Annotated in this window: 19 protein-coding genes and 1 tRNA gene; 7 read left to right on the top strand and 13 right to left on the bottom strand. The window is 62.3% G+C overall.

Going from position 1 to position 16,389, the window contains the following annotated elements; translation table 11 throughout:
• Positions 1-7: 7 nt before the first annotated feature.
• From H7847_RS02435 to yajC, 10 genes are read right to left on the bottom strand one after another with little or no spacing between them, the layout of a single operon-like run.
• Complete coding sequence (locus H7847_RS02435) at positions 8-547, bottom strand: DsbE family thiol:disulfide interchange protein (protein ID WP_227267800.1); 540 nt, start codon at positions 545-547, stop codon at positions 8-10.
• Positions 540-695 carry a heme exporter protein CcmD gene (gene ccmD / locus H7847_RS02430; protein WP_264479440.1) on the bottom strand — a complete coding sequence of 52 codons (156 nt, stop codon included), beginning with the start codon at positions 693-695 and terminating at the stop codon, positions 540-542. The genes H7847_RS02435 and ccmD overlap by 8 nt, the downstream gene beginning before the upstream one ends.
• On the bottom strand, positions 695-1,456 hold the full coding sequence (locus tag H7847_RS02425; RefSeq protein ID WP_406675956.1) for a heme ABC transporter permease: 762 nt from the start codon (positions 1,454-1,456) through the stop codon (positions 695-697). Before H7847_RS02425 ends, ccmD begins: the two co-directional genes overlap by 1 nt.
• A 57-nt stretch (positions 1,457-1,513) precedes the next feature.
• Entirely contained in the window at positions 1,514-2,170 is a 657-nt protein-coding gene (ccmB, locus tag H7847_RS02420) for a heme exporter protein CcmB (protein WP_227267797.1), read from the bottom strand.
• Positions 2,167-2,787, bottom strand: a complete 621-nt coding sequence (ccmA, locus tag H7847_RS02415; protein ID WP_227267796.1) for a heme ABC exporter ATP-binding protein CcmA — start codon at positions 2,785-2,787, stop codon at positions 2,167-2,169. The genes ccmB and ccmA overlap by 4 nt, the downstream gene beginning before the upstream one ends.
• A gap of 50 nt (positions 2,788-2,837) precedes the next feature.
• Positions 2,838-3,191 carry an Mth938-like domain-containing protein gene (locus H7847_RS02410; protein ID WP_227267795.1) on the bottom strand — a complete coding sequence of 118 codons (354 nt, stop codon included), beginning with the start codon at positions 3,189-3,191 and terminating at the stop codon, positions 2,838-2,840.
• Between the two features lie 9 nt (positions 3,192-3,200).
• Positions 3,201-3,941 (bottom strand): sulfite exporter TauE/SafE family protein, encoded by a 741-nt coding sequence (locus H7847_RS02405; protein ID WP_227267794.1) that lies wholly within the window; start codon positions 3,939-3,941, stop codon positions 3,201-3,203.
• Positions 3,934-4,902, bottom strand: a complete 969-nt coding sequence (secF, locus tag H7847_RS02400) for a protein translocase subunit SecF (RefSeq protein WP_227267793.1) — start codon at positions 4,900-4,902, stop codon at positions 3,934-3,936. The genes H7847_RS02405 and secF overlap by 8 nt, the downstream gene beginning before the upstream one ends.
• Position 4,903: 1 nt before the next feature.
• Positions 4,904-6,565 carry a protein translocase subunit SecD gene (gene secD, locus H7847_RS02395; RefSeq protein WP_227267792.1) on the bottom strand — a complete coding sequence of 554 codons (1,662 nt, stop codon included), beginning with the start codon at positions 6,563-6,565 and terminating at the stop codon, positions 4,904-4,906.
• A gap of 33 nt (positions 6,566-6,598) precedes the next feature.
• Positions 6,599-6,877 (bottom strand): preprotein translocase subunit YajC, encoded by a 279-nt coding sequence (gene yajC / locus H7847_RS02390; protein ID WP_227267791.1) that lies wholly within the window; start codon positions 6,875-6,877, stop codon positions 6,599-6,601.
• A gap of 382 nt (positions 6,878-7,259) precedes the next feature.
• Here yajC and serS point away from each other — a divergent pair, with 382 nt between their 5' ends.
• Complete coding sequence (gene serS, locus H7847_RS02385; protein ID WP_227267790.1) at positions 7,260-8,552, top strand: serine--tRNA ligase; 1,293 nt, start codon at positions 7,260-7,262, stop codon at positions 8,550-8,552.
• A 2-nt stretch (positions 8,553-8,554) separates the two neighbouring features.
• On the opposite strand, the gene H7847_RS02380 is transcribed toward serS, so the two are convergent.
• Complete coding sequence (locus H7847_RS02380) at positions 8,555-9,499, bottom strand: NAD(P)-dependent oxidoreductase (protein WP_227267789.1); 945 nt, start codon at positions 9,497-9,499, stop codon at positions 8,555-8,557.
• A 74-nt stretch (positions 9,500-9,573) separates the two neighbouring features.
• Positions 9,574-10,173: a TetR/AcrR family transcriptional regulator gene (locus H7847_RS02375; protein ID WP_227267788.1), complete on the bottom strand. Its 600-nt coding sequence runs from the start codon at positions 10,171-10,173 to the stop codon at positions 9,574-9,576.
• 94 nt (positions 10,174-10,267) lie between these two features.
• On the opposite strand from H7847_RS02375, the gene H7847_RS02370 reads away from it, so the two are divergent.
• The 6 genes from H7847_RS02370 to H7847_RS02345 all read left to right on the top strand — a co-directional run bounded on the left by H7847_RS02370 (position 10,268) and on the right by H7847_RS02345 (position 15,938).
• On the top strand, positions 10,268-10,516 hold the full coding sequence (locus tag H7847_RS02370; RefSeq protein ID WP_227267787.1) for a hypothetical protein: 249 nt from the start codon (positions 10,268-10,270) through the stop codon (positions 10,514-10,516).
• A 107-nt stretch (positions 10,517-10,623) separates the two neighbouring features.
• The gene (locus H7847_RS02365; RefSeq protein WP_227267786.1) at positions 10,624-11,910 is read left to right on the top strand and encodes a homoserine dehydrogenase; all 1,287 of its coding nucleotides are present in this window, start codon (positions 10,624-10,626) and stop codon (positions 11,908-11,910) included.
• 84 nt (positions 11,911-11,994) lie between these two features.
• Positions 11,995-12,972 carry a class II fructose-bisphosphatase gene (gene glpX / locus H7847_RS02360; RefSeq protein WP_227267785.1) on the top strand — a complete coding sequence of 326 codons (978 nt, stop codon included), beginning with the start codon at positions 11,995-11,997 and terminating at the stop codon, positions 12,970-12,972.
• Between the two features lie 58 nt (positions 12,973-13,030).
• Positions 13,031-14,767 (top strand): single-stranded-DNA-specific exonuclease RecJ, encoded by a 1,737-nt coding sequence (recJ, locus tag H7847_RS02355; protein ID WP_227267784.1) that lies wholly within the window; start codon positions 13,031-13,033, stop codon positions 14,765-14,767.
• Between the two features lie 90 nt (positions 14,768-14,857).
• Positions 14,858-14,932 (top strand) — tRNA-Glu (locus H7847_RS02350).
• Positions 14,933-15,176: 244 nt separating this feature from the next.
• A complete protein-coding gene (locus H7847_RS02345; RefSeq protein ID WP_227267783.1) occupies positions 15,177-15,938 on the top strand; it encodes an SH3 domain-containing protein in 762 nt (253 codons plus the stop codon).
• Positions 15,939-16,039: 101 nt separating this feature from the next.
• Here H7847_RS02345 and H7847_RS02340 read toward each other — a convergent pair whose 3' ends face one another.
• Positions 16,040-16,195, bottom strand: a complete 156-nt coding sequence (locus H7847_RS02340) for a hypothetical protein (RefSeq protein WP_227267782.1) — start codon at positions 16,193-16,195, stop codon at positions 16,040-16,042.
• Between the last annotated feature and the right edge of the window lie 194 nt (positions 16,196-16,389).

The raw sequence follows: 16,389 nt of genomic DNA, 5'->3' as shown, positions 1-16,389 counted from the left end.
TGTGACGCTAATGGCCGAGCGCTTTTTCAAGCTGCGGCAAGAAACGGTTCTCATAATCGCTGCCGATCAAGGGCCCTGCAAAGCGGTAAAGAACCGTGCCGTCGGCATCCAGGATAAAGGTCTCCGGTGGCGCGCTGACCCCCCAATCGATCGCCGTGCGCCCTTGCGGATCAAAAGCGACGGCGGCAAAGGGGTTGCCGTCCTTGGTCAGGTAACTCGACGCGGGCCCTTCATTGTCCTTGAAGTTTACGCCGATGATCGGCATCCCCTCCGCGCTCATTTCCAGCAGCTTGGGGTGCTCGGCATGACAGGGCGGACACCAGGAGGCCCAAAAATTCACCAGAGTAACCTGCCCCGTGGCCAGCGCCTCCGGGGTCACGGGATCAAAGCCCGGCAGGCCCACTTCGGTAATGGCAGGTGCAGGATTACCCACCAAGGTTGAGCGCAGCACAGTCGGGTTGTCCCGGAACATGCCGATCCCGGCCAGGGCAACGAACCCGGCAAAGATCAGCGGCGGGGCGATCATCAGCGGAGAGATTTTAGCCACGGTCATTCCCTTTGCGTTCGACCGCCTCAAGCGCCCGGCGTGCCTTGCGGCCTTGGTACAGCGTTATTGCGACAAGAAGGCTCAACAAAACGAGCGAGGCGGCATAAGAGGACAGAACCGCGTCTGCGTATTTTCCAAGATCGGGCATCACAGGCGGGCCTCCCGCGCCAAAAGCGCCCTTGTTCGCCGCAGCCTGATCTCCGTGCCGGTGCGGTAAAGAACCAGCGCCAGAAAAAGCAGAACAAACCCCGCAATCGCCACCAGCAGCGGAAAGTAGAACACATCCGCCACGTTCTCTTCCTTGTCGAGGCTCAGGGAGGCCCCCTGATGCAGGCCCTGGTTCCAGAAGTTGACGGCGTAGCGTGACAAAACGGCAAAGACCGATCCCACCAGACAAAGCACCGAGGTCAGATCGGCGGCGGTATCCGGATCTTCGATCGCTTCCCACAGGGCAATGTAGCCCAGGTAAAACAGAAAAAGGATCAGAAAAGACGTCAGCCGCGGGTCCCAGGCCCACCAGGTGCCCCACATCGGCTGGCCCCAAATCGCGCCGGTGACCAGCGCGATCAGGGTCATCACAACCCCCACGGGGGCTGCCGCCTTGGCGGCAAGCGCGCTGACATGGTGGCGGCGCACAATCCAGATCAGCGAGGCCACCAGCATCATGAACCAAGCATTGATGGCCATCAGGGCAGAGGGCACATGCAGGTAGATAATCTTGACGGTTGAGCCCTGCCGGAAGTCATCGGGCGTAAAGAAGAACCCCCAAATCAGACCGACCGCAAGGCAGATAACGCTCAGCCACCAGAGCGTCGGCAAAATCCTCTCGCTCAGCGCAAGAAATTTCACCGGATTTGCGTAGCTCCAAAAGCCGCTGGGGCGCTTGGGCTGCGTTTTGGGTTCCGTCACTGACATGGCCTATATTTAGTCGCTTGGCCGGTTTCGCTCAATGGCAAAACGTCGCGCTCACCGCAAGTTCACCCGCAAAGCCGCCGCCGAGGCAAAGGGCATGATCGCGATGACCCCAAGGGTGATGCCCGCCAGCATCAAAAGGGGTGTCTGCGTTTCCATCCCCACGGCCCCGCGGCGCGCAACCTCGGCCCCGAAGATCAGCGTCGGCACGTAAAGCGGCAGCACCAGCAGGGACATCAACAGCCCGCCGCGTTTGACCCCCACCGTGAGCGCCGCCCCGAAACTGCCAATAACGGAGAGCGCCGGCGTGCCCAGCAACAGGGAGATCACGAGCCAGAAAAATCCCGGCGCGGGCAGGTTCAGCAGCACACCCAGCACAGGGGCGGCCAACACCAGCGGCAACCCGGTTGTGATCCAATGGGCCAGCGCCTTGACGCTCAGGGCCGCTTCGAGCGGCAGCGGCGAGGTCGCCAGCAGATCCAGCGTGCCGTCCTCCCAATCGAGCGCCAAGAGCCGGTCGAGCGACAACAGGCAGGCCAGCAAGGCCCCAAGCCACAAGAGACCCGGTGCGATGCGCGCCAAAAGCTCCGACTGCGGGCCGACGCTGAGGGGCACCAGAACGGTGACGATGAGGAAAAACGCAAGGCCAAGGCCAAAGCCGCCCCCGGCCCGCAAGGCCAGCGCCAGATCACGGGCCAGCAACGCCTTCACAGGAACGCCTCATCGCTGGCACCCGCCAGATCCTCCGGTGAGGCGCGGAACGGGCCGACGTCGAGGACCTGCGCGTCATCAAGCCCCAGGTCGATGTGGGTCGCAATCAGAGCCGCGCCCCCCTGCGCCAGATGCGCGCGCACGGCCCGGGCGAACATCGCAACCGCGTCAACGTCCAGCGAGACGGTCGGCTCATCCAGCATCCAGATCGGGCGGCCTGTCACCAGGAGCCGTGCCAGACCCAGGCGCCGCTTTTGCCCTGCCGACAGCGTTCCGGCCAACCGCCTGCGCAATTCGCCTAGGCGAAACGCCTCTATCGCGGCGTCGATGTCCTTTCGCCCAAAGACCTGTGCCCAGAAGGTCAGATTTTCATCGACGCTCAGCATCGATTTCAGCCCATCGGAATGGGCCGCGTAGGCGATCTGATCCTCGGCACCCTCAATCTGTCCCGACAGCGGGGGCTGCAGCCCGGCCAATGTGCGCAGCAGGGTCGTCTTGCCCGACCCGTTCGGCCCCCGCAGGATCAGCACCTGCCCCGCCGCAAGATCGAAGCTGATCCCGGTCAGGACCGGCACGCCGCCACGCGCCACGCAAAGATCAGTTACGGCCAAACTCATGCGCCAATCGTTAACCTATTGCAGCGGGGGTCAAAAGCCCGTTCCGTCACTCAGACCGGGATCAGCGCCAGCGCGATGCGACGGCCCTCGCTCAGCAACACGTTGTAGGTGCGGCAGGCGGCGGGAGAGGCCATGATTTCGACCCCGAGGCCTGCCTTCTCCAGCGTATTGCGCAGCGGCTCCGGCAGATGGGCGATTTCCGCGCCGGTCCCGATAAAGAGCACGTCAACGTCCTGCGCGAGGGTCAAGAGCGCCTCGGCATCGTCGTAGCCAGACCAGCCCCGCATCCCGGTCGGCCCGACAATCAGCGGGCCTTGGTGCACCTCGCCTCCGACCCGGAAAAAGCCGGGGCCGTAGCCTTCGATGGGTTTTGCATCGGTATAGGTTATCTCGTTCAGGCGCATCTCGGACCTCTAATTCCACAGCGGCAGGCCGATCAGCACGGCCCCTGCCACCACCGCATAAGCCACGCGACGGTAGACCTTCTCCTTGTCGGGGTCAAACAGGCGGCGGCCCATCAAGGTTCCGAGCCCATAGGGTGCCAGCAACAGCAGACCCAGCCAGAATGCCTCCCAGCCGATGACCCCCTGGAGCATCATCAAGGGCACCAGAGACAGGGAGGACAGAGTCAGGAAAATGAGCGTATTGGCCCGGCTGCGGCCGATATCGTCGGGTCCGCCAAGCTGAAACAGGATGACCAGCGGGCCGTTGAGCCCCACCGATCCCATCATCACGCCTGCGGCGGCCCCGATCCCCGCCCGCACCGGCTTTGTCGGCACTGCGCGATACCGCCACCCTGCCATCAGCAGCAGCAGCGTCATCATCGTGATGGCCGACAGGGTCCAGCGGATGACGGTGACGTCGGTGGTCCGCAAGATCCAGATGCCAAGGGGGGCGGCCAGGATCGCTGCCGCCACCATCAGCAGGGTGTTCGGCCTGTCGGCCTGATGCCAGGCCCGCGGCACGAGGGTCACCAGCGAGGCCAAAGCCGAGACCGCAAAGGCCCCGATCGCCAGTGGCGGGGCCACAACAGCGGTTGCCACGGGCATATAGACCAAAGCCGCGCCAAAGCCCGAAAAGCCGTAGACAAGCCCCGCAACAAATGTGGCTGCCACAACCCAGATCAAACCGGGCGTGGCAAGCGCTTCAAGCATCTATGTTGGCGTATTGGTTGCCGGCATTCGCATCCGGCTTGGACCAGTCCCGCTTGACCCCGAGATAGAGCAGCGCCGCAGAGGCCACGAAGATCGAGCTGTAGGTCCCCACGATCACCCCCCAGATCATCGCAAAGACAAAGCCGCGGATCACGTCGCCGCCCAGGACAAACAGCGAGATCAGCGCCAGCAGCGTCGTCACCGAGGTCATGAAGGTCCGGCTGAGCGTTTCATTGATCGAGATGTTGAGCACTTCGTCCAGCGGCCTTTTCTTGTATTTCCGCAGGTTTTCCCGCACCCGGTCAAAGACCACCACGGTGTCGTTCAACGAATACCCCACGATGGTCAGAAGGGCGGCGATGATGGCCAGATCAAAGCGGATCTGCAGCTCCGAAAAGATGCCGATGGTCAGGATCACGTCATGGACCAGCGCCAGCACCGCGCCAGCCGCAAACTGCCATTCAAAGCGCAGCCAGATGTAGACCAGCACCGCACCGATGGCGAGCACAACCGCGATGATCGCGGTCTGTATCAGCTCGCCCGAAACCTTGGGCCCCACCGACTCCACCGACACGAAGGTGATGTTGGGCCGGACGGTTTTCAGGACGGCCTCCACCTGGGTTATCACATTCACCGAGACGGCCTCTTCGCCGTCCTGCGCCTGAATGCGGATCATGGCCACGTTCTGCTCAGGTCCAAAGGTGGGGTCGAACACTTCGGTGATCGACACATCACCCAGCTCAAGCTGTGCAATCGCATCACGGTAAACCCCGATATCAACCGGCATCGGGCTTTCGGTGCGGATCGTGGTGCCGCCGCGAAAATCGATGCCGAAATTCAGGCCCTGAAGCATGAAGGAGGTAAAGGCGACAACCATCATCAACCCCGAGATGCCCAGCCAGAGCTTCCAGCGCTTGAAGAAGTCGAACTTCGTGTTCTGTTTGACCAGCCTCAGACGCATATCAGACCTCGATTTTCTTCGGGCGCTTGCGCTCGAACCAGATGATAATCAGCAATCTGGTCACAAAGATCGCCGTGAAGACAGACGTCATGATCCCCAGACCCAGGGTGATCGCGAAACCGCGCACCGGCCCCGAACCCATCGCAAAGAGGATCACCGCCGTGATGAAGGTGGTGATATTGGCATCCAGAATGGCCGAGAGCGCTTTCTCGTAGCCCAGCTCGATCGCACGTGCGGGCCCTTTCGAGGTTTTGAGCTCTTCGCGGATGCGCTCGAAAATCAGCACGTTGGCATCCACCGCCATCCCCACGGTCAGAACGATCCCCGCAATGCCCGGCAAGGTCAGCGTGCCGCCAATGACACTGAGCAGACCGAAAATCAGCCCGATGTTCACGATCAGCGCGACATTGGCAAAGACGCCAAAAAGCCCATAGCTCAGCAGCATAAAGACAAGAACTGCGACAAAGGCGACCACCGTGGCGATTTTGCCCGCGTCGATACTGTCCTGCCCCAGCTCCGGCCCGATGGTGCGCTCCTCAAGGAACTCCAGACCGGCCGGCAGCGCACCGGCCCGCAGCAACACGGCCAGATTGGTTGACTCCTCAACCGTAAACTGCCCGGTGATGATGCCGGAACCACCGGGAATGTGGCTTTGGATCGTTGGCGCGCTCACCACCTCGTCATCGAGCACAATGGCAAAGGGCGAGCCGATATTCTCGGCCGTGTAATCCCCGAACTTGCGCGCGCCGGATGTGTTGAAACGGAAGTTCACTGCCGGTCTGCCGTTCTGGTCAAAGGCAGGCTGCGCATCGACCAATTCCTCACCCGTCACCACAGGCGCGGATTCGATGGTGTAGAACACGCCAGCCTCATCCAGCGAGGGCACCAGTTCGTTGCCGATCCCGGGGGCCGCGTTTGCGTCCGACCCGCGGCTGACCACCGGGTTGAACGTCAGCTGCGCGGTTGTACCGATGATCTCTTTCAGCTCGGCAGCAGACCCGATCCCCGGCACCTGAATGAGGATGCGATCAGAGCCCTGCCGTTGGATGGTCGGCTCACGGGTACCGACCTCGTCGATCCGGCGGCGAATGATCTCCAGGCTCTGCAGCACGGTGCGTTCGTCCGAAGCCAGTTTTTCAGCCTCCGACAGGGTCACGATCAGCAGGTCACCTTCGGCGCGAACCTCGATGTCATTGGTGCCAATGCCTGTGAGGGTCTGGATCGGCTGGGCCAGACCGCGTACGATTTCCAGCGCGCGCGGCATCCCTTCGGGTTGGGAGATACGCACATGCACCTCGTCGCTGGGCGAGGGTTGCAGGCGGATCGTGCCAATCGTGGCGCGCTCTGGCCGCAGGGCATCGCGTATTTCCGGCCAGTAGGCCTCCATCCGGCTGGCGTACACATCAGAGACCTTGACCTCCGCCAGGAGGTGCGCACCGCCCCGCAGGTCAAGACCAAGGTTGACCAGCCCCGACGGCATCCATTCGGGCCACTCCGCCCGTTGGGCCAGGTTTTCAGGGGTCGCGGCGCCCAGTTCGATGGCCTGAATCGCATCGTTGTGACGCTCCACCGTGGTGTAAAAGATGTTGGGCATTGCCAGCCACAAACCGATCACACAGGTCAGTAGAATAGTGATCCGTTTCCAGAGAGCGATTTGCAGCATAATGACGCCTTTTCAACGCGTTACAAGACGTTCTTATTTCGCCGGTTCGGTTTTGGAAACAACGGTTGCAATGGTATTCTGAATAACCCGTACTTTCACACCGTCAGCGATTTCCAGCTCCAGCTCACCATCGTCCTTGACCTTGACAACCTTGCCGACCACACCGCCCTGCGTAACCACCTGATCGCCCCGGCGCAACGCGGCCACCATCGCCTGATGTTCCTTCACCTTCTTTTGCTGCGGACGGATCAGCAGAAAATACATGATCGCAAATATCAGGATCAACGGGACGAACTGGGCGAATGCTTCCATTGGAATAGTCCTTTGTTTAACGGCGTGTCGCCCACTCTCAGCGAGACGCGAATTTTGCCGGAACCTATGGTCTGTAACGCCGCTTTGCAAGGCAGACCGTACAGGGGGCGCAAATGAATCCCCCGCCCTGCAACAGCCATGCTGCGACCGAACGGAACCGGGAAAACCCGCCTTTCTCGCGGTGGTCGCACCGCTGATCGAAAACATCTCTTCGCCACGACGCGCCAGAAGGTTTGCGCGGCGGAGGCGCGCCTCCGACGCGGGCCAAACGGGCCCCTGCGCAAAGACGTGACCGATTAAATCCCTGTGTCCGGACGCTTACGATCTGTCAAAAGATCGGTCATAAGCATGATCAAACCCGATTCAGACGTAAGGAAATGCCATGCACGATATCCGCGCCATCCGTGAGACCCCGGCTGCTTTTGATGCCGCCCTCGCCCGCCGGGGCGATGCGCCGATGTCCGCAGAGATCCTCGCGCTGGACGAAGCGCGCCGCGGCAAGATCAGTGCGGCAGAAACGGCGCAAGCCGAGCAGAACAGGGCATCCAAAGAAGTTGGTCAAGCCAAAGCCAAGGGCGATGAGGCCGAATTTGAGCGGTTGCGCGCGCTGGTCACCGAAAAGAAAGCCCAGGTGGCCCAAATGCAGGCCGAAGCCAAAGCGCTGGATGCCAAGCTGACGGACATGCTGTCGCGCATTGCCAACCTGCCCGCAGACGATGTGCCCGAGGGCGCGGACGAAAACGACAACGTCGAGGTCAAGCGCTGGGGGGATCAGCCCGCGTTCAGCTTTACGCCAAGGGAGCACTACGAGATTGCGGGCGTTGCGGAGGCGATGGATTTCGAGACCGCTGCCAAGACATCAGGCGCGCGCTTTGTGATGCTCAAGGGGGCGGTTGCCCGCATCCACCGCGCGCTTGCGCAGTTCATGGTCGACACCCATGTGGATCACAACGGGCTGACCGAGGTCAACTCGCCCGTGCTGGTGCGCGATGAGGCCATGTATGGCACCGACAAGCTGCCGAAGTTTGCCGAGGACAGCTACCAAACCACCAATGGGTGGTGGCTGGTCTCGACCTCAGAAATCCCCCTGACCTACACGGTGGCAGGCGATGTCTTGGACGCGGGTGCGCTGCCCAAACGCCTGACCGCCCACACCCTGTGTTTCCGTTCAGAGGCCGGCAGTGCCGGGCGCGACACCGCGGGCATGCTGCGCCAGCATCAGTTTGAAAAGGTCGAAATGGTCTCGATCACCCATCCCGATCACTCGGAGGAGGAACAAAAGCGCATGCTACGTTGCGCCGAAGACATTCTGGAGCGTCTCGACCTGCCCTACCGTACGGTGATCCTGTGCACCGGGGACATGGGCTTTGGGGCCCGCAGAACTTATGACATCGAGGCGTGGCTGCCGGGTCAGAACGCTTATCGCGAAATCTCCTCTGTCTCGACCACCGGCGATTTTCAGGCGCGCCGGATGAATGCGCGGTTCAAGCCCGCCGATGGCGGCAAGCCGCAGTTCGTGCACACGCTCAACGGCTCGGGCCTGGCGGTCGGGCGCTGCCTGATTGCGGTGCTGGAGAACGGACAGCGGGCGGACGGCTCGGTTGTCCTGCCCAAGGCGCTGGCCCCCTATCTTGGCGGCAAAACCACGCTGACAGCGGCGGGGGCTCTGGCCTGATCTCAGCGCGCGGGCGTGACCTCATACCCGTGCGCCTCGGGCTCCTCATCGATCAGTTCCTTGGGAAAACCCTCCGCCCGGACGTCGAGCCCGGTGGCCTCCTCAAGCCGTTCGATCATCCGGTCGGATTGCGCACGCTCCCCATAACGGGCCTGGCCATCGCGCATCATGGCGATCACCAGCGGCGATATCTCCAGCGGGACGTCATGCAGATCGGCGAGCTTCTGGAACAGGCCGATGTCCTTTTGCACCAGATCCATGGTGAAGTTCACATCCCGCGCGCCGGACAGGATCAACTGGCTTTCGGTTTCATGTACAAAAGATGTGCCGGAAGAGATGCTGATGGCCTCGAAGGTGGTGGCCAGATCCATGCCCGCGGCTTTCATCACGGTCAGCGCTTCGCAGAGCGTCAGCAGATTTGCCGTGGCCAGGTAGTTCGTCATGACCTTCAGCACGCTGGCGCTGCCCAGCGGACCTGTGTGCAGAACGCGGCGGCCGAGGATGGTGAGCAAGGGCAGGATGCTCTCAAAAGTCTCCCGGTCACAGCCCGCGTAGATCGAGATATTGCCCGTATCGGCCCGGTGACAGCCGCCCGACACAGGGCAATCAGCCGCCGCACCGCCTGCGGCGATCACCTCTTTAGCGATACGTCTGACCTCGGCCTCATCGGTGGTCGACATTTCCATCCAGATCTTGCCGGGGCGTATGTGAGGCAACATCTGCGCCAGAACATCCACCGAAGCCGCCGGGCTGGGCAGACAGGTGATGATCACATCGCATTCCTGCATCATCTGGGCGGGCGTCCCACCGTCACAGGCGCCCTCAGAGAGCTTTTCAGCGATAAATTCCACATTGAGGTCATAGACTTGCACGTCGACGTTATTGCGCAACAGCGACCCGCAAAGCTTGCCGCCGACATTGCCCAACCCGATAAATCCGGCTTTCATGCGATGCTCCCAACCTGCTTTTGTCGGAGCGTCATGCGGCACCGGTGACCTGTCGCGCCTGTTTGCGACCCAGCCTAGAGCTGGTTCGCAGTTCCAGCCAAGGCCTTGGACACCATCTGCCAATACTGCGCCTCGACAGCGTCCAGCGTCAGCCGGCCATCGGCACGAAACCAGGTGTTCACCCCTGTCAGAAGGGCAATCGCCGCAAGCGTGGCAATCTTTGTGTCCGCGACATCGAATGCCCCCTGTGCCACCCCCGCCGCGATGATGGCCTCAAGCCTGTTTTCATAGGCCCGGCGCAAGTCTTCGATCACCGCGAAATTCTCCGGGCTGAGGTTGCGCAGCTCCATATAGGCGATGAAGACCGCCTCCGGCCGCTTGTGGTGAAAGCGGATATGAAACCGGACAAAAGCCTCCAGACGCGCTGGGGGCGGCAGGTCTTGCCGGTCCTCGAACGCGTCCAGAAGCTCTTCCAGATGCGACCGCATCAGATCGAAAAGCAGCGTCTGCTTGTCCGGCGTATAGTTGTAAAGCGCGCCGACCTGAACGCCGACCTCTGTCGCGATCTGGCGCATGGAGACGGCTGCAAACCCGTGCCGCGCAAAGAGTGTCAGCGCCGCCGCGCGCACCCGCTGCGCGGTTGTATCAGAATGAGAGCCCACAGTGCGTGCCATCCCCGGAGACTAACTGAACAATTGTTCAATACAAACCCCGCTTGCACCGCTGAAAGGCTTCAGGCAGGATCGGCGCGTCTAGCGGAGCTGTCAAATGCGCGTTTTTTTTATCCTTTCTGTCGCGACCTGCCTTTCGGCCTGCGTCCCGCTGCCGGATGTGCCCGCCCCCACCCCCCGGATCGACAACACTGCCGGATATCCCGATTTTGTCCCGCTTGATCAGATTGCCGCCCCCACTGCGGACGCACAGCGGGCGTCATCTGAGACCGAAGAGGCGGTTGAAGCGCGTGTTGCGGCCCTGCGTTCGCGCGCGGCGCGCCTCAGACAGGCATCTGTGAACTGAAACGACGCCGCAACCGCGCTTTTGGGTCCAGCCGCGTTGCACAGGGTCAATTCACAGGATAAACGCCGGTCGCAGAACACAGATTTTCAATCAAAGGAATCAGCCCGATGTCTCAGCCCCTTCGTCTTGGAATCGCGGGTTTGGGCACTGTGGGGATTGGCGTGTTGCGTGTTTTACGCCAGCACGCCGAGCTGCTGCAGACACGCACCGGGCGCGCGATCGAAATTACCGCCGTCTCGGCCCGCGATAAGGGCAAGGATCGCGGACTACCGCTGACACGCTATGCATGGGAAGGCGATCCGGTCACGCTGGCCACCCGCGATGATGTCGATGTCTTTGTGGAACTCATCGGTGGCGATGAGGGCCCCGCCAAGGAGGCCGTCGAGGCGGCGCTGGCCGCAGGCAAGGACGTTGTCACGGCCAACAAGGCGCTTTTGGCGATCCATGGGCAGGCGCTGGCAGAGAGCGCCGAGGCGGCAGGCCGCACGATCCGCTACGAGGCCGCCGTGGCAGGCGGCATCCCGGTCATCAAGGCGCTGTCGGAGGGGCTGGCGGGAAACGATGTGACCCGCGTGATGGGGGTGATGAACGGCTCGTGCAACTACATCCTGACGCGGATGGAAACGGCGGGCCTGAGCTATGAAGAGGTCTTTGCAGAGGCGGACGCCCTGGGCTACCTCGAAGCCGATCCGCAGCTCGATGTGGGCGGCATTGACGCGGCCCACAAGCTGGCGATCCTGTCGTCTCTGGCCTTTGGCACCAAGGTCGATTTTGACGGGATCACACTGGAAGGCATCGACCGGGTCAGCATCGACGATATCCGGGCGGCGGCGGACATGGGCTACAAGATCAAGCTGTTGGGCGTGGCGCAAATGAGCGGGCGCGGGCTGGAGCAGCGGATGCAGCCCTGCCTGGTGCCTGACAGCTCGCCCTTGGGCCAGCTTGAGGGCGGCACCAATATGGTCGTGCTCGAAGGCGATGCCGTGGGCCAGATCGTCCTGCGCGGTGCGGGGGCCGGCGAAGGCCCCACCGCCAGCGCGGTCATGGCGGATGTCTGCGATCTGGCGCGCGGTCTCAAAGCGCCGGTGTTTGGCCGCCCCGCAACATCACTGAGCACGGCAACACCGGCCAGTGCCACGGTGGCGGCGTCATACTATCTGCGCATGTCGCTGGAGGACAAACCGGGGGCCCTGGCCAAGATCGCCACCGTGCTGGGCGAGGCGGGCATTTCCATCGACCGCATGCGCCAATACGGGCACGATGACACCTCGGCGCCGGTGCTGATTGTGACCCACAAGACGACCCCCGACGCGATTGCGAGCGCCCTGTCTGCCATGACCGGCACCGGCGTTCTTTCAGGCAAACCGGTGGCGCTGCGCATCGAAGACGTCTGATTGCGCTAGCAGCGGTTGTTCTTGGCGGTGCGCGCCGCTACACCACTCAGCATCAAATCAAGACACATCAAAAGGAAATGACCCATGGCCGCCTCTGCCGAATTTCACGACCGCATGCTCTCTCTCGGCCTTGCCCGCGTCTCCGAGGCTGCCGCTCTTGCTTCTGCCCGGCTGGTGGGACACGGCGACGAAAAGGCAGCGGACCAGGCCGCGGTCAACGCCATGCGCGAACAGCTCAACATGCTGGATATCGCAGGCGTCGTGGTGATCGGGGAAGGCGAGCGTGACGAGGCCCCGATGCTCTACATCGGCGAGGAGGTCGGCACCGGCAAGGGCCCCGGCGTGGACATCGCCCTCGACCCGCTGGAGGGCACGACCCTGACGGCCAAGGATATGCCCAACGCGCTGACGGTGATTGCGATGGGGCCGCGCGGCTCGATGCTGCATGCACCGGATGTCTATATGGACAAGCTCGCCATCGGTCCCGGCTTTGCGTCTGATGTCGTCACGCTGGAGATGTCCCCGGCTGATCGCGTATACGCCCTGGCCAGCGCCAAGGGCTGCGCGGCCTCCGACATCACGGTCTGTATCCTCGAACGTCCCCGGCATGAAGAGATGATCGCCGAGGTCCGCAGCACCGGTGCCTCGATCCGCCTTATCACCGATGGCGATGTGGCGGGTGTGATGCACTGCGCGGAGACCTCCACAGGCATCGACATGTACATGGGGGCCGGCGGCGCGCCTGAGGGGGTGCTGGCGGCAGCGGCTCTGAAGTGTATGGGCGGCCAGATGTACGGGCGTCTGCTCTTTCGCAATGATGACGAGCGTGGACGTGCCGGCAAGGCGGGCATCGCCGACCTTGACCGCATTTACACCCGCGACGAGATGGTCACCGAAGACGTGATCTTTGCCGCAACCGGCGTCACCGGCGGCAGCATCCTGCCAAGCGTGCGGCGCGAGCCCGGCTGGATGACGACAGAGACGCTTATCATGCGCTCCAAGACCGGGTCGGTCCGGCGGATCAATTACCGCACGCCGGTGGAGTCTCCCCAAAACGGATGAGACAGGTGAGACGCGCCGCTGACCCGAGGACCAATGCAGCCGAAACTGCCCTGCTGCGATGAGTTTTCTTGGCGTTGAAAGCTCCCTGACCGGTCGGCAATGGCTCGGGCCCGATGTCGAAACCACCCGCGCGGCGCAATCGCTGGAGCAACAGAGCAACCTGCCCGCCGCCGTTTGCCAGGTACTTGCTCGGCGCGGTGTGCCAGCGGCGGAAGCCCGGCGTTTTCTGGCACCCGCCCTGCGGGATCTGATGCCCGATCCGCGCAGCCTCAAGGACATGACCAAGGCCGCAACACGGTTTCTTGCCGCCGTTGCCCGACGCGAACGGATCGCCATCTTTGCCGACTACGACGTGGATGGCGGCAGTTCGGCGGCTCTGTTGCTGATCTGGCTGCGTCAGATGGGCCTGGGGGCGACACTCTATGTGCCGGACCGGATCGACGAGGGATATGGGCCCAACGAAAGCGCCATGGCCAGCCTTGCCGAGCAGCATGATCTGATCCTCTGCGTGGACTGTGGCACCCTCTCGCACGCACCGATCGCGGCGGCAAAGGGCGCGGATGTCATCGTACTGGACCATCACCTCGGGGCCGAGAGCCTGCCCCCCGCACATGCCATCGTGAACCCCAACAGGCAGGATGAAAACGGTGATGCAGGGCATCTTTGCGCCGCGGCGGTCGTCTTTTTACTGCTGGTCGAAGCCCGGCGGCTGCTGCGCGAAGAGGGCAAGGCCAGCCCGGACCTGATGGAGATGCTGGACCTCGTGGCGCTGGCGACCGTTGCCGATGTGGCACCGCTGACAGGGGTCAATCGCGCCTTTGTCCGGCAGGGCCTCACCGTGATGGCCCGGCGCAACCGCCCGGGTCTGACGGCACTGGCCGATGGGGCGGGGCTTGATACCGCACCAAGTGCCTATCACCTGGGGTTTGTGCTGGGCCCGCGGGTCAATGCAGGCGGGCGGATCGGTGCAGCCGATTTGGGCGCGCGCCTGCTGTCAACGGACGACCCGCATGAAGCCGCCGCCCTCGCCGAACGGCTCGAACAGCTCAACAAGGAACGCCGCGAAGTTGAAGCCGCTGTGCGGGCCGCAGCATTGGATCAGGCCGAAGCGCGCGGGATGGATCAGGCTCTGGTCTGGGCCGCGGGCCCCGGCTGGCACCCCGGTGTGGTGGGTATCGTGGCCGCGCGCCTCAAGGAAACCGCGGGGCGCCCGAGCATTGTGATCGGTGTCCAGGAAGGCATCGGAAAAGGATCGGGCCGCTCCGTCACCGGCATCGATCTAGGCCAACCCATCCAGCGGCTGGTGGCTGAGGGTCTGCTGCTGGCCGGTGGTGGCCACAAGATGGCGGCAGGCCTGACCGTCGAAGAAAGCAAGATTGACGCGGCGATGGAACGTCTTTGTGCGCTCTTGGAAAAGCAGGGCGCGCATCAGATGCAGACCGCTGCATTAAAGGTCGACGGGATGCTGATGCCGCAGGCGGCCACCGTGGACCTGACAGAGATGATTGAGCAAGCAGGCCCCTATGGGGCCGCCGCCCCTGCCCCGCGCTATGTCTTTGCCGATATGGCAATCCGCTTTGCCAAACGCGTCGGCGAAAACCATCTCAAAATCAGCTTCAGCGATGGCAAAGCGACCCTGGACGCGATCTGTTTCGGGGCGTTCGACACCGCACTAGGCCCGGCACTTGAGGCGCATGGCGGGGCGCGGTTCCACCTTGCCGGGCGCCTCGATATCAATACATGGCGCGGACGTCAAAGCGTGCAACTGCGCCTCGAAGACGCGACTGAAGCCTGATCCCAGGGCCCATGAAATTTCTGCCGCCTGCCTGAAATTTCCGCTTGCGCCGCCAGCCCGGATTGCATAATCACCGCTCACGACCTTTGTGGCCCGTTCGTCTATCGGTTAGGACGCCAGGTTTTCAACCTGGAAAGAGGGGTTCGATTCCCCTACGGGCTGCCACTCTCCCCCTTTAAGTATCTGAATTGATCTCATAAAGCCACAAGGCTGAATTTCTGTAAATTCTATAATGCCATGGTTGTTGAGGGCTAGCGGACGCCGGAAAGCACCTTGCACACTCACGAAGACGTGACCGCATATCGAAGGCGGTGCAGTCGGTTGATTTCCAGCTTCGCCGGTAAAACGCTACACAAACATGCTATGCGTGCTACGGTGGAACCCCTGCATCGTTAACGAGAACAGAGACTTGGACGAGAATTCTGCGATTGTTGTGATATTGGTGCTTGCTTCGGTCGTGTCGTTGGCCGGGGTGATCTATCCGTTCAAGCCGTTCAAGAGGCGTTGGGCTGCGCTGGTATCCTTCTTCGCGTGCTTCATCCTTATCGGCGCCCTTGGGCCGTCGCCGGGACCTACGGAAACCGCCCTGCCGGAAGTGAATGAACGCCGTTGGGCTGCACCCGAAGGCAACGAACGGCTTTGGGTCACTTCCGAACGGTTGAACCGCCGCACGTGCCCGTCAGAAAGCTGCGGTGTCGTCGGGCAATTGTTCTTCCGCGAAGAGGTGACCGTGCATGAAGAACGCGACAGGTGGGCACGGATAACGCAGCCCTATGACGCGTCGTGCGTCGGCGGTCGAAGCGAATACGTCGATACAGGCAACGCCGCTTGCGATCCTGCGAACGGGATTACTGACGGGCAGTTCGCCGAATGGGCTTCGGTTGAATACCTATCGAAAACCCGCCCACCTGATCCAGCTGCGGGTGCGTCGGGGATTGAAGAATTGGTGGCCGGGTCCGACGACTTCGCACGATACCGAACCGCGTTTGTGGAAGCGACCCAATCGCTTATCTCGCAGCGCCACTGCACCGAACGCGACTTTCGCGACATGGGCGGTTGGGTGAAGTCTTCCAGTCATCGCAGTCAACCTATCTACTTCACTTACTGCGGCGGCGCGACGGTCGCCAACCGCCTATATTTAAACGCGGATACGGGAGAGATATTTAAGTAAAAGAAACCCCGGCTGCGTCGGTGAACGCAAACTGGGGTCAGTTACCCTTAGCACGGAGGAAACCTTTGTCAGGCGGCGACAGCGTAGGTGCTGCGACAGACTTATAAAGTGCGGGCACGATCCGTCGCGGTGACGGTGTAGAGCGGCACGGCAATCAGGGCGGTTTCGGTCGGGTATACGGCCAAGCCTTCGGCGGCAAAGACGACGTTGATCGTGGTGGCCGGCGAAGCGATGCCCACAGCTACGACACTGAGCACGTCCCATCAGTTTTCAGGAACATGGTACAAGATGTGGTGCAGGTGCTTGGAGACGCTGGGCAGGGCCGCACAGGTCCAACCTGGGCGCTGATGATCTATCACCGGGGCGGTTAGTGGGGCCACTGTGGGCACGCACAGGGGCAACTGGCGCTCCCCTAGCCCGCTCCCAATCAGGTACAGGGTCAACCGGCCAC

The organism is Roseobacter weihaiensis, assembly GCF_020622345.1.
Classification (GTDB): domain Bacteria; phylum Pseudomonadota; class Alphaproteobacteria; order Rhodobacterales; family Rhodobacteraceae; genus Roseobacter; species Roseobacter weihaiensis.
This window is presented reverse-complemented; position numbering and strand designations above follow the sequence as displayed.

What these genes read in the sequence shown, in the direction of transcription:
- ccmD (WP_264479440.1), bottom strand. Translation starts at nt 695, where the DNA reads ATGCCCGATCTTGGAAAATACGCAGACGCGGTTCTGTCCTCTTATGCC.
- ccmA (WP_227267796.1), bottom strand. Translation starts at nt 2,787, where the DNA reads ATGAGTTTGGCCGTAACTGATCTTTGCGTGGCGCGTGGCGGCGTGCCG.
- H7847_RS02410 (WP_227267795.1), bottom strand. Translation starts at nt 3,191, where the DNA reads ATGCGCCTGAACGAGATAACCTATACCGATGCAAAACCCATCGAAGGC.
- H7847_RS02405 (WP_227267794.1), bottom strand. Translation starts at nt 3,941, where the DNA reads ATGCTTGAAGCGCTTGCCACGCCCGGTTTGATCTGGGTTGTGGCAGCC.
- secF (WP_227267793.1), bottom strand. Translation starts at nt 4,902, where the DNA reads ATGCGTCTGAGGCTGGTCAAACAGAACACGAAGTTCGACTTCTTCAAG.
- secD (WP_227267792.1), bottom strand. Translation starts at nt 6,565, where the DNA reads ATGCTGCAAATCGCTCTCTGGAAACGGATCACTATTCTACTGACCTGT.
- yajC (WP_227267791.1), bottom strand. Translation starts at nt 6,877, where the DNA reads ATGGAAGCATTCGCCCAGTTCGTCCCGTTGATCCTGATATTTGCGATC.
- serS (WP_227267790.1), top strand. Translation starts at nt 7,260, where the DNA reads ATGCACGATATCCGCGCCATCCGTGAGACCCCGGCTGCTTTTGATGCC.
- H7847_RS02380 (WP_227267789.1), bottom strand. Translation starts at nt 9,499, where the DNA reads ATGAAAGCCGGATTTATCGGGTTGGGCAATGTCGGCGGCAAGCTTTGC.
- H7847_RS02375 (WP_227267788.1), bottom strand. Translation starts at nt 10,173, where the DNA reads ATGGCACGCACTGTGGGCTCTCATTCTGATACAACCGCGCAGCGGGTG.
- H7847_RS02370 (WP_227267787.1), top strand. Translation starts at nt 10,268, where the DNA reads ATGCGCGTTTTTTTTATCCTTTCTGTCGCGACCTGCCTTTCGGCCTGC.
- H7847_RS02365 (WP_227267786.1), top strand. Translation starts at nt 10,624, where the DNA reads ATGTCTCAGCCCCTTCGTCTTGGAATCGCGGGTTTGGGCACTGTGGGG.
- glpX (WP_227267785.1), top strand. Translation starts at nt 11,995, where the DNA reads ATGGCCGCCTCTGCCGAATTTCACGACCGCATGCTCTCTCTCGGCCTT.
- recJ (WP_227267784.1), top strand. Translation starts at nt 13,031, where the DNA reads ATGAGTTTTCTTGGCGTTGAAAGCTCCCTGACCGGTCGGCAATGGCTC.